This window comes from Kocuria dechangensis (genome assembly GCF_014636775.1).
GTDB lineage: Bacteria > Actinomycetota > Actinomycetes > Actinomycetales > Micrococcaceae > Kocuria > Kocuria dechangensis.
In genome coordinates this window covers 49651-61125 of sequence record NZ_BMEQ01000016.1, presented here as the reverse complement: position 1 = coordinate 61125, position 11475 = coordinate 49651, and the positions used below count along the sequence as shown (strand labels likewise).

Here is an 11475-nt window from a genome sequence, read left to right as displayed (position 1 = left end):
GCACGGCGATTGGCAAGTCTAGTCGCCCGGCTCGGCGGGCCGGGACGGGCTCGGGGCGGGGGCGCCGACCGGGTCGGGCGCCGGCGCGCCGGCGGGGGTGCTCTGCTCGGGCTCCTGAGCGGCGGTCTCCTGCGGCTCCGGCTCCTCCGGGCTCGTCTGCTCCGGGGTCGTCTGCTCCGGGGTCGGCTCCACGTCCGTGCGCAGCGGGATCTGCACCGGGTCCGTGGTCGAGGGCGGCACGTCGTAGTGCCGCAGCACCTGGCCCATGATCTTGCTGAACGTGCTCGAGGCGCCGATGGTCCGGACGTCGCCCTGGGGGCGCTGGAGCGTGACGGCCACGAGGTACTGGGGGTCCTCCACGGGGGCGACGCCCACGAAGGACGTGGTGTAGCCGTCGTAGCCGCCCTCGGGGCTCGGGGCCTCCGAGGTGCCGGTCTTGCCGCCCACCCGGTAGCCCTCCACGGCCGCGTCCTTGGCGCCGCCCTGGGTGACCGTGACCTCCATCATGTCGAGGACCTGCTCGGCCGTCTCCTCGGAGACCACCCGCTCCCCCTCGGGCCGCTCCGCGGGGGTGACGGTGCCGTCGGGCGCCACGACCGACTCCACGACGCGCGGCTCCACCTGCACCCCGCCGTTGCCGATGGCCTGGAAGACGGTCGCCGTGCGCAGCGGGGTCTGCGCCACGCCCTGGCCGAACAGCACGGTGTACTGCTGGCGCACGTCCCACTGGTCCGGGCCGGTGAGGATGCCCGTGGACTCGCCGGGCAGCTCGATGCCGGTGGCCTCGCCCACCCCGAACCGGCTCATCCAGTCGTGGCGCTGCTGCGGGGAGAGCTTGCTGCCGACCAGCACGGTGCCCGTGTTCATCGAGTCGGCGATGATCCCGGCGAACGTGCGGTCCTGCTGGCCATGGTCGAAGGAGTCGGTGATCTTCTGCCCGTCGATCTCCAGGAACGGGGGCACGGTGATCTCGGTCTCCGGCGTCGCGATGCCCTCCTCGACGGCGGCGGCCGCGGTGAGGATCTTCTGCGTCGAGCCGGGCTCCACGGCCTGGGTCACGGCGCGCGCGCCCAGGTCCTCGGGAGCGGCCGCGCCGATGTCGTTGGGGTCCACGGTGGAGGAGTCGGCGAGCGCGAGCACCGCCCCGTCCTCGATCCGCATCACCACGGCGGTGCCCCACTCGGCGTCGAGCTCCTCGACGCGCTCCGCGACCGCCTGCTGGGCGGCGAACTGGACGTCGCTGTCGATGGAGAGCTGCACGGAGGAGCCGTCCTGGACTGGGGTCTCCTCCGTGGGGGCCACGGGGATGCGGACCCCGTCGGCGCTGATCTCGTAGGTGCGCTGCCCGTCGGTGCCGCGCAGCAGCCCGTCCTGCGTCTGCTCGATCCCGCCGAGCGCCTCGTCGTCGCCGCCCATGAAGCCGACCACGCTGCCGGCCACGGGGCCGTTGGGGTAGATCCGGTCGGAGGCCGGCTGCCCGTAGACGTAGGGCAGGCCGAACTCGCGCACCTTGTTCCACTGCTCGGGGGTGACGCCGCGGGCCACGTACTCGAAGGGCTTGTCCCCGTCCAGCGCCTTCTTGACGTCCTCGTCCTCGAGCTCGAGGGCGTCGGCCAGCTGGTACACGGCCTGCGTGGGGGTCACGGTCTCGGTGGTGCCGTCCGCCTTGGGGCGGTCGAACTCCCGGACCATGCTCTGGTCGACCGTCACGTCGTAGCGCTGCAGCGTGCGGGCGAGCACGTTGCCGTCGGTGTCGCGGATCTCACCGCGCAGGGCGGGCACCGTCTCGGTGCGCGAGCGCTCCGCGGCGGCCGCCTCCGCCCGGCCGGCCGCGTCGAAGCCCTGCACCCACACGAGGCGCACCGCAAGGACCAGGAGCAGGGCGAGCAGGAGGGCGACCCCCACGTGGTTGCGTCCGAGGACGAACGATCCGGGGTCCTCACCGGTCGTCGTCGAGCGTGCGCGTGCCACGTGGTTGCCTCGTTCCTGGTCTGTGCCCTGGTCCCGGCGGGCGGTCCGCCGGAGTGCCCGCCGCCCCGTCCGGAGGGGGTGGCGGGGTCCCGGTCATTCGCCGGGGGTGCGCTGCTGCGGCGCGGGCAGGGACCCGCCGTCGAGCTCCGCGTCGGCGGCGGGGGCCTCGGCCTGCCGGGCCCGCTCCTCCGCGTCCTTCTCCGCCTTCTCCGCCTTCTCGCGCTCGCGGTCCTCCGCGCGGTCGGCCGCGCGGTCCGCGGCCTCGGAGCCGGTCTGGTGGGGGTGGTCGACCAGGATCTCCTGGTCCTTCTGCTCCTCCGCGGGCGCGGGGTCGCCCTCGACGGTCCCGGTAGTGAGGTCCACCGTGCCGGAGCCCTGGGCGGGGACCATGCCGAGGTCGGCGGCCATCACCGCGAGGTTCTGCGGGGCGCTGTAGAACTCCAGGTCCTGGGTGAGGGCCTCGTTCTGCTGGGTCAGCGCCTGCTCCTGGGCGCGCAGCTCCACGAGCCGGTACTGCCCGCCGGAGATCTGGATGTTGAGCACCAGGATGGACGCGAGCGCGACCACGAGGGCCACGAGGCTGAGGACCACGGTGGAGAAGCGGCGGCGCCGGGCGCGGGCCGGGACCACGGACAGCGGCGCGCGGGTGGAGCCGCCGGTGCGGGGCGCGGTGCGGGGCTCGCCCGCGGGACGGGGCGCGTCGAGCGCGCGCGCGGCGCTGCCCTCGACCGGCGGCCGGGGGCCGCGACGGGCCGCCCAGGCGCCGATCCCCGCGCGCGGGGACGCCGTCCGGGCCGGTCGTCGCTGTAGTCCGGTTCCGCTCATGCCCTGTTCCTCTGGTGTGCGTTCTGGTGTGCGTTCGGTCGGACGCGCTCCACCGCGCGCAGGCGGGCGGAGGCGGCACGGGGGTTCTCGTCGATCTCCTGCTGGGTGGGGGCCTCGGCGCCCCGGGTCAGGATCCGCAGCGTGGGCTTGTGCTCGTCGAGCTCGACGGGGAATCCCTTGGGCGCGGTGGAGGTGGCGCCGCGGGCGAAGGCCTGCTTGACGATCCTGTCCTCCAGCGAGTGGTAGCTCATCGCCACGACCCGCCCGCCGACCGGCAGGGCGTCCAGGGCGGCGGGGATCGCGCGGCGCAGGACGTCGAGCTCCTCGTTGACCTCGATGCGCAGCGCCTGGAAGGTCTGCTTGGCGGGGTGTCCCTTCCGGTGCTGGGCGCCCATCGGGACGGCCGCGCGGATGACCTCCACGAGCTCCCCCGTGGTGCGCAGCGGGGCCTGCTCCCGGCGGGCGACGATGGCGCGCGCGATCCGGCCCGCGAAGCGCTCCTCGCCCCAGTCGCGGAGGATCCGGCGCAGCTCCGTCTCGCTGTAGCCGTTGACGACGTCCTCGGCAGTGCGGGGCGCGGTGGAGTCCATCCGCATGTCCAGCGGGGCGTCGTAGGAGTACGCGAAGCCGCGCTCCCGCTCGTCGAGCTGCAGGGAGGAGACCCCGAGGTCGAACAGGACAGCGTCCGCGTGGTCCAAGCCGTGCTGGGCGAGGGCCTCGGGGATCCGGTCGTAGGTGGCGTGCACGGGGTGGAACCGGTCGCCGAAGGGGGCCAGGCGCTCGCCGGCCAGCCGGTGGGCCTGCGGGTCGCGGTCGATGCCCACGAGCTGGAGATGGGGGAACCGGCGGAGGAGGGCCTCCGAGTGCCCGCCCATCCCGAGGGTCGCGTCCACCGCGACGGCGCCGTCCTGGGCGAGGGCCGGAGCCATCAGGTCCAGGCAGCGGTCGAGCAGCACGGGAACGTGCAGCTGCTCGGCGGGGCGTTGCGCCACGGGGCCCTCTCTTCGGCGGTCGGCGGTGGGGGTCGGTCATCGGGTGCCGGCGCCGGGTCTCGACGCCGCGGTGCGGCGGCGGGCCTTCCAGGATCAGACCCCCATCCGCTGGCCGTCCCTCGAATCCGGCCTGGCTCAGGGGAAGGTGAGCCAGGACGGTGACGGCTGTGCGGCTGGAGATCTCATCCGGGAAGCGGTCCGCGGGGCGCGGCTGCGTCTCGGTCGGGTGGTCGGTCAGAAGAGCCCCGGCACCACTTCCTCGGCGGTGTCGGAGAAGGCTGCCTCCTTCTCGCTCAGGTAGTCGTTCCAGGACCCGGCGTCCCAGATCTCGGCCCGGGTGCCCGCGCCGATGAACGCGAGCTCCCGGTCGAGTCCCGCGTACTCCCGCAGCGGCGGGGGTATCGTGACTCGGCCCTGCTTGTCCGGGACCTCGTCCGAGGCGCCCGAGAGAAAGACTCGGATGTAGTCCCGGGCCTGCTTCGAGGACAGCGGCGCCGCCCTGAGCTGCTCGTGGACCCGCTCGAACTCCCGGATGCTGAACACGTAGAGGCACCGTTCCTGACCGCGGGTCAGCACCAGTCCCTCTGCGAGCTCCTCCCGGAACTTGGCCGGGAGGATCACGCGTCCCTTCTCGTCGAGACGGGGTGAGTACGTTCCGAGGAACACGCCCACCGCCTCTCCGACCCGAGAGTTCTCCCTGATCCTTCTCTGCGCCCCACTTTACTCCACTTCACTCCCCGGTCAACGAACGCGGCGCCGCCGCGCCGTGGCGCGGCGGGCGCGCCCTCCCGGAGGCCGCCGGGTCCGTGCAGGTCAGGGCGCGGGGGCCTTCCGGGGTGGGAGGTGGAGGGCGGTGGGGTGGGAGGTGGAGGGCGGTGGGGCGGGAGGTGGAGGGGCGGGCGCGGCGCTCCGCGGGGCGCCGCCGGGAGCGGACGAGAAAGGCTCCCCGGCGGGTGCCGGGGAGCCTGTCGGAGCGGGGCGTCGGTGCCCTGCGGGTGTGCTGGTGGAGGGCCGTGGAGGGGACGGGGGTCCGCCCTAGGGCTGGCCCCCGGAGTTGCGCTGGTCCCAGCGCTCCTCGAGGTTCTGCAGGAACGGCGAGGAGCGACGGGGGGTTCCGCCCTTGCCGGGCGCGCCGCCCCGGGACTTGCCGGAGCGGAGGGTCGCGACGTAGACGCCGGCGCCCATGACGACGAAGCCGAGCACGCCGAGCAGCACGGACTTGATCATCACGCCGCCCAGCAGCACGAGAAGGCCGACGACGGCGACGACGATCCCGAGGACGATGTTGCGGGTGGAGGCACCCCGGACGGCGCGGGAGCCCATGCTCGAGGCGAACCTCGGGTCGTCCGCGTGCAGCTGCTTCTCCAGCTGGGCCAGGAGCTGTTGCTCGTGCTCGGACAGTGGCACTGTATGCCTCCTCATCCCTCGTGTGCGGGCGGCCGGGCTGTTCCGGTCCCACGTGCTACAAGGATAGACCGTCGGGTGGTCATTTGGCACCGCGCCGCGGGCTGTCAACACCCTTGGAATCGGCGCCCGGATCCCGAGGCACGGGCCGCAGCAGCCGGGCGGGGCCGAGCCGGTCCGCGCCGAAGCGGGCGTGCACCCGGTCCATGGCCTGCTCGGCGGCACCCCACTCCTCCTCGCGCCCGTCGAGGCTCAGCTGGAGGGCGTCCGCCGCGGGCTCGAGCCGCTCGGCGCGCACGCCGAGGAGCCGCACGGACTGCGGCCGCTCCCCGAGCTCGTCCAGGAGGCCGCTCGCGTGCTCGAGGAGGTCGTGGGCCGAGGTGATGGGCTGGGCGAGGGTGCGCGAGCGGCTGAGGGTGGTGAAGTCCGCGTACCGCAGCTTCAGCCCGACGCGGCGGGCGCGCAGCCCCTGGCGCCGCAGCCGGGAGGCCGTGCGGTGGCTGAGCCGCAACAGGGTCTCCCGGAGCACCCGGGGGTCCTCGACGTCCTCGGCGAAGGTCTCCTCGGCGCCCACGCTCTTCTCCTCCCGCACCGGGACCACCGGACGGGGGTCCCGTCCGTTGGCCAGCTCGTGGAGGTGGTGGCCGGCGGCCGGGCCGACCACCCGTGCCAGCTGCGGGACGGGGGTGGCGGCGATGTCCCCCACGCTGCGCAGCCCGGCACCGGTCAGCGCGTCGGCCGTGCGCCGGCCGACGCCCCACAGCGCGGAGACCGGGAGCCCGGCGAGGAAGGCGGTGGTGTCCTCCGGCTGCACGAGCAGCAGGCCGTCGGGCTTGGAGCGGGTGGAGGCGATCTTCGCGACCGTCTTGTTCACCCCGATCCCCACCGACGCCGTCAGGCCCAGCTCGGCGTGCACCCGGGCGCGCAGCTGCCGGGCCATGCGCACGGGCGGGCCGAGCCGGCGGACCGCGCCGGAGACGTCGAGGAACGCCTCGTCCACGCTGATCTGCTCCACGAGGTCGGTGAGCTCGGCGAACATGGCCATCACCCGCCGCGAGTACTCCTCGTAGGCGGCGCGGTGCGGCTCGAGCAGGACCGCCCCGGGGCACAGGGCGCGGGCCCGGGCCAGCGGCATGCCGGAGCGGACCCCGAAGGCGCGGGCCTCGTAGGAGGCGGAGAGCACGACGGAGCGGTTGCCGGCGGCGGCCACGATCACGGACCGGCCCCGCAGGTGGGGCGCCCGCAGCAGCTCGACCCCCACGTAGAACATGTCCATGTCCACGTGCATGACGGCGCACGCGCGCCAGCGGGCCAGCCGGTCCCTGGGCGTCTCGGTCACCGCGTCCTCCTCCCGCTCGGGGCACAGCTTAGCCAGCGGCCCGGACATCGGTGGCGCCCGGCCGGCTCCGGCACGGGGCGGTGCCGGCGGCGGCTTCGGTAGGCTGGCCCGGACACCGGGGGCGCCCGCCGGGCCGCTCCGCCGCCGCACTCAGATCGAGGTCGACCGCCCATGACGTCCCCGCCGCTCCCGCACTCCTCCCACGCCCCCGGCGCGGCGGACCCGGCTGGACCCGGCTTCCGCGCCGAGGACGAGCGCTACGTCGGGCGGCTGCACGCCGGGCTGGAGGACTTCTTCGCCGAGCAGCGGGCGGTGCTCGACGGCATCTCGCCCGACGCCCTGCCGCTGCTGGAGGCCGTGGCCGCGCTGTCCTCCGGGGGCAAGCGCCTGCGGGCGCGGCTGTGCTACTGGGGCTGGCGGGCCGCCGGCGGCGACCCCGAGGACCCGGCCGTGGCGCTGGCGGGGGCGGCGCTCGAGCTGTTCCAGTCCGCCGCGCTGATCCACGACGACGTCATCGACCGCTCCGACACGCGGCGCGGGGCCCCCAGCGTGCACCGCCGCTTCGAGGGCCTGCACGCGCGCCACGGCTGGACGCTCGACGGGCCCGCGTTCGGGGTGGCCTCAGCGATCCTCGCCGGCGACCTGTGCCTGTCCTGGAGCGAGCAGCTCTTCGCCCGGGCCGCGGCCGCCCTGCCGGGCACGGGCCGGGCCCGCGCGGTCTTCGACCTCATGCGCTCGGAGGTCATGGTGGGCCAGTACCTGGACGTGCAGGGAGAGGTCGCGGGCGCGGGGCAGGACCGGGAGGGCGCCGTGCAGCGGGCGCTGGACGTGATCCGCTACAAGTCCGCCAAGTACTCCGTGGAGCACCCCGTGGTGCTGGGCGCCGCCCTCGCCGGGGCGCAGGAGCCCGACCTGGAGCGGTGCTCCGCGTTCGCGCTGCCGCTGGGCGAGGCCTTCCAGCTGCGCGACGACGTCCTGGGCGTCTTCGGCGACCCTGCCACGACCGGCAAGCCCGCCGGGGACGACCTGCGCGAGGGCAAGCGCACGGTCCTCGTGGGCTTCGTGCGCCGGCGCGGGAGCGAGGAGCAGATCGCCGAGCTCGAGGCGGCGCTGGGCCGTCCGGACCTCGCCGAGGAGGACGTGGAGCGGCTGCGCGGGCTCATCACGGCGTGCGGGGCCCTGCAGGCCACCGAGGAGCTCATCGACTCGCTGAGCGAGCAGGCCTTCGCCGCCCTGGAGCGCCTCGACGCGGAGCCGGTGGCCCGTGCCGCGCTGCGGGCGCTCGCGACGGCCGCGGTGCGCCGCGCCGCCTGACCCGGCGGGGGCCGGGCCCCCGCCGGAGTGCCGGATCAGGCGGCGGCGCGGCCGCCGGTCACCAGGCCAGGGCCTGGGCGCGGCGGCGGATCTCGGTCTTGCGGCCGTTGCGGAGGGCGTCGATGGGCCGGCCCGGCAGCGACTCGTCCTCGGTGAACAGCCAGGTGAGGGCCTCGAGGTCGGTGAACCCGGCGTCCCGCAGCACGGCGACCGTCCCCTTGAGGGAGTCGAGCACGCCGTCCTCGAGGAGGAACGCGGCCGGGACCCGGCGGACGTTGTCGTGCGGGTTGCGCACCGCGAGGAGGGTGCCGTCGTCGACGAGGCCGTGGACGCGGGTGACGACGAGGCCGAGCCGCTCGGCGATGTCGGGGAGCGGCAGCCACTCCTGGACGACCGCGTCCAGTCGGTCGAACTCCTCGGTGCTGATTCCGGATGTCTTCTTCACGCTCCCAGAGTGCCACGTCCGCGCCTGCCCGTGCCACGCGGGTCCTCACGGTATGCTCGACGGGCGGAGCACGCTGAGCCCTCCGCTCCTTCCCCGAATCAGCGTCAGAGAGCCTCTTCATGCCGTTTCCCCCCGACAGCGACTCGACCGACAGCGACGCCCAGCACCGCCCCGCCGATCCGCGTCCCGCCGGGTGGACGCAGCGGGCCAGGACCGGTTCCGCCGCGACCGCGGTGGCCGCCCTCGCGGCCCTCGGAGCCGGCGGCGCCGCCCACGCCGCGCCCGGGGCTCCCGTCCAGCCGGCCTCGGCGACCGTGCTCGTGGGCCAGAAGACCGCCGAGGCGCCGCGGCACACCGTCTCCCCCGGCGACTCCCTGTGGGCCCTCGCCCAGCGCCACGGCGTCGCGGTGGACGAGCTCATGCGGTGGAACGACCTCTCCGGGGCCGCCCTCCTGGTCCCGGGCCAGCAGCTCGTCCTCGCCGACCCCGGCGAGAAGGCCCCGGGGGACAGCGCGCCCGAGCACAAGGCTCCCGAGAACAGGGCGCCGGACAAGGGCGCCCCGGCCGCCCGGGAGCACACCGTCCGGCCCGGGGACTCCTTCTGGAGCATCGCGCAGCAGCACGAGGTGTCCGTGCAGCAGCTGCTCGACGCCAACGACCTCACCGTCGGCTCCCTCCTCCGGCCCGGGCAGCGCCTGACGGTGGCGGGGGCCCCCGAGGCGGTGGGCACCGCCGCCGCCCCCGCGGCGGAGCCCGAGCAGGCGGCGCCGGAACCGGACAGGGCGGAGCCCGAGCAGGCGGTCGGGGACTCGTTCCTGGGCCGCACCTACGACGACCCGGTGGTGGAGTCGGCCAACCGCCACCACGAGCAGCTGCAGTCCCGTCCCGCCCCCTCCCGCGAGGAGGTCCGGCAGATGGTGCACGACACCGCCGTGCGGATGGACGTCGACCCGTCGCTGGCGCTGGCCCACGCCTACCAGGAGTCCGGCTTCAACCACCGGGTGGTCTCCCCCGCCGACGCCGTGGGCACCATGCAGGTGATCCCGGACGCGGGCGCGTGGGCGTCCGGTCTGGTGGGCCGGGAGCTGGACCTGCTCGACGCGCAGGACAACATCACCGCCGGGGTGGCGATCATCCGCCAGCTCGGCCGCACCGCCGCGAACGGCGACATCGCCATCGCGGCGTACTACCAGGGCCTGCACGGGGTGAAGAAGTACGGCATGTACGACGACACCAAGAAGTACGTGAAGGCCGTCAAGTCCCACCGCGACCGCTTCCGGAAGTGAGCCGGGCCCGCACCAGCGTCTCCCCAGCGCCGCGGCCTAGGCTGGTCCCGTGCACCGTCCCGTCCCCGACCCCATGACCGGCACCGTCCTCGAGGACCGGTACGAGCTGGGCCCGCGGATCGCCCGCGGCGGCACGGCCGGGGTCTACCGCGCCGTGGACACCCGGCTCGAGCGGACCGTGGCCGTGAAGCTGATGCACCCGCACCTGGCCGAGGACCCCGCCGCCGCGGAGCGCTTCGTGCGGGAGGCGCGGTCCGCTGCGAAGCTGTCCCACCCCCACGTCGTCGCCGTCCTGGACCAGGGCCGCGCGCCGGACGGCGTGCCCTACCTGGTGATGGAGCACGTCGAGGGCTCCACCCTGCGCGACGTCCTGCGCCGCCGGCACCGGCTGACCCCGCGCGAGGCGCTGGACGTGATGGACGCCGTGCTGGACGGGCTCGCGGCGGCCCACCGGGCGGGTCTCGTGCACCGCGACGTCAAGCCCGAGAACGTCCTCGTCGCCGACACCGGCCGGGTGACCGTCGCGGACTTCGGCCTCACCCGCGCCGTCGACCAGCACACGACCACGGGCACCGTGCTCGGGACCGTGGGCTACGCCTCGCCGGAGCTCGTCGCGGGGCGGCGCACGGACACCCGCTCGGACGTCTACTCGGCGGGGATCGTGCTCTTCGAGCTGCTGGCCGGACGCCGCCCCTTCGAGGGCGATCCGCTGGCCGTGGCCCGGGCCCACGTGGACGGCCCCGTCCCGGATCTCCGCGCATTGGACCCCGCCGTGCCCGCCGCCCTGGCGGATCTCGTGGCCGGCGCCACCGCCCGCGCCCCGGAGGCCCGCCCGGCTGACGCCGGGGTGATGCTCGCGCAGCTGCGCGAGGCACGGGCGCTGCTGGGCCCCGAGGAGCTGGACCGGCCCCTGGCCGGGGCGCCCGCCCCGCAGGACGCCACGGAGGCCCTCGGCGTCCGCGGCGCGGCGCGCCCCCGGCCCACCACGACGCCGGGCGTCCCGGCGGGCTCCCCCGCCCACGACACTCCCGCCCCGGGGGCCGCCCCCCAGGACGCCGCCACCGAGGCGCTCGGGGCGCAGGGCCGGGCCGAGGACCGGACCCGCGTGCTGGGCGTCCGCCCCGCCGGGCCCGTGCCCGTGCCTCCTCCGGCCGGGTCCTCGGACCCGTGGCGGCCGGTCCACGAGCTGCGCCCGGCCCGGCCCCTGCGCACGGCGGCGGTCCTCGTCCTGGTGGCCCTCGCGGTGGCCGCAGCGGCCTTCCTGGGCTGGCTGATCGGCACCGGTCCCGGCGGGACGGTCGAGCTCCCGGACGTGCGGGGCGCGGGTCCCGAGCTGGCCGAGCAGTACCTCGCCGCGGCGGGGATCGAGAACGTCGCGGTGCACGAGACCAGCGATCCCGCCGCCCCGGCGGGCACGGTGATAGGCACCGAGCCCTCGGCCGCGGCGGCCGTGCGCCCCGCGGAGCAGGTCGTGCTGCTCGTGTCGACCGGCCCGGAGCGGGCGACCGTCCCGGACGTGGCCGGGCTGGACCGGGACACCGCGCACGCCCTGCTGGCCGGGGCGGGCCTCGGCGCGGGCGCCGAGACCGAGGTCTTCGGCGATGCCGCGCCCGGCACCGTCGTCGGCCAGGGGTCCCCGGCGGGCACGGACGTGCCGGCCGGCTCCGCGGTGGACCTCGAGGTCTCCGCCGGCGGGCGCCCGGACGACGTCCCCCGGGTGCTGGGCCGTCCCGCGGAGGAGGCGGTGCGGCTCCTGGAGGAGGCGGGGTTCCCGGTGCGGGTCGAGGAGGAGCTCGGCGCCCCGTTCGGCCGGGTGGTGCGCCAGACGACGGACGGGGCCGGGGTCGTGCTCACCGTCCTGTGACGGCGGGCGCGACCCCGGCCCCGGGGTGCTCGGTG

The 11475-nt window shown here is 75.7% G+C and carries 9 protein-coding genes and 1 pseudogene; 3 read left to right on the top strand and 7 right to left on the bottom strand.

All coding sequences use genetic code 11. The annotated features are described in order from the left end of the window. Positions 1–18: 18 nt before the first annotated feature. The 6 genes and pseudogenes from IEW07_RS13975 to dinB form a co-directional block, all read right to left on the bottom strand. Positions 19–1971, bottom strand: a complete 1953-nt coding sequence (locus IEW07_RS13975) for a peptidoglycan D,D-transpeptidase FtsI family protein (protein ID WP_188538280.1) — start codon at positions 1969–1971, stop codon at positions 19–21. Positions 1972–2064: 93 nt separating this feature from the next. After that, entirely contained in the window at positions 2065–2796 is a 732-nt protein-coding gene (gene ftsL, locus IEW07_RS13970; protein ID WP_188538278.1) for a cell division protein FtsL, read from the bottom strand. Beyond that, positions 2793–3913, bottom strand: a pseudogene (rsmH, locus tag IEW07_RS13965) (16S rRNA (cytosine(1402)-N(4))-methyltransferase RsmH). The gene ftsL and the pseudogene rsmH overlap by 4 nt, the downstream one beginning before the upstream one ends. A gap of 109 nt (positions 3914–4022) precedes the next feature. Next, positions 4023–4454: a division/cell wall cluster transcriptional repressor MraZ gene (mraZ, locus tag IEW07_RS13960; protein WP_188538274.1), complete on the bottom strand. Its 432-nt coding sequence runs from the start codon at positions 4452–4454 to the stop codon at positions 4023–4025. A gap of 369 nt (positions 4455–4823) precedes the next feature. Beyond that, a complete protein-coding gene (locus IEW07_RS13955; protein ID WP_188538272.1) occupies positions 4824–5195 on the bottom strand; it encodes an SCO2097 family morphological protein in 372 nt (123 codons plus the stop codon). A 79-nt stretch (positions 5196–5274) separates the two neighbouring features. Next, positions 5275–6531 carry a DNA polymerase IV gene (gene dinB / locus IEW07_RS13950; protein WP_229741859.1) on the bottom strand — a complete coding sequence of 419 codons (1257 nt, stop codon included), beginning with the start codon at positions 6529–6531 and terminating at the stop codon, positions 5275–5277. A 171-nt stretch (positions 6532–6702) separates the two neighbouring features. Here dinB and IEW07_RS13945 point away from each other — a divergent pair, with 171 nt between their 5' ends. Continuing rightward, positions 6703–7845, top strand: coding sequence for a polyprenyl synthetase family protein (locus IEW07_RS13945; RefSeq protein WP_188538261.1), 1143 nt, complete (start codon positions 6703–6705; stop codon positions 7843–7845). A gap of 58 nt (positions 7846–7903) precedes the next feature. Here the strand turns inward: IEW07_RS13945 and IEW07_RS13940 are convergent, their stop codons facing one another. Then, positions 7904–8290 (bottom strand): Rv2175c family DNA-binding protein, encoded by a 387-nt coding sequence (locus IEW07_RS13940; RefSeq protein ID WP_188538259.1) that lies wholly within the window; start codon positions 8288–8290, stop codon positions 7904–7906. Between the two features lie 119 nt (positions 8291–8409). Here IEW07_RS13940 and IEW07_RS13935 point away from each other — a divergent pair, with 119 nt between their 5' ends. After that, positions 8410–9576 (top strand): LysM peptidoglycan-binding domain-containing protein, encoded by a 1167-nt coding sequence (locus tag IEW07_RS13935; RefSeq protein ID WP_188538258.1) that lies wholly within the window; start codon positions 8410–8412, stop codon positions 9574–9576. Positions 9577–9625: 49 nt separating this feature from the next. Next, positions 9626–11440 carry a Stk1 family PASTA domain-containing Ser/Thr kinase gene (gene pknB, locus IEW07_RS13930; RefSeq protein ID WP_188538256.1) on the top strand — a complete coding sequence of 605 codons (1815 nt, stop codon included), beginning with the start codon at positions 9626–9628 and terminating at the stop codon, positions 11438–11440. The last annotated feature ends 35 nt before the right edge of the window (positions 11441–11475 follow it).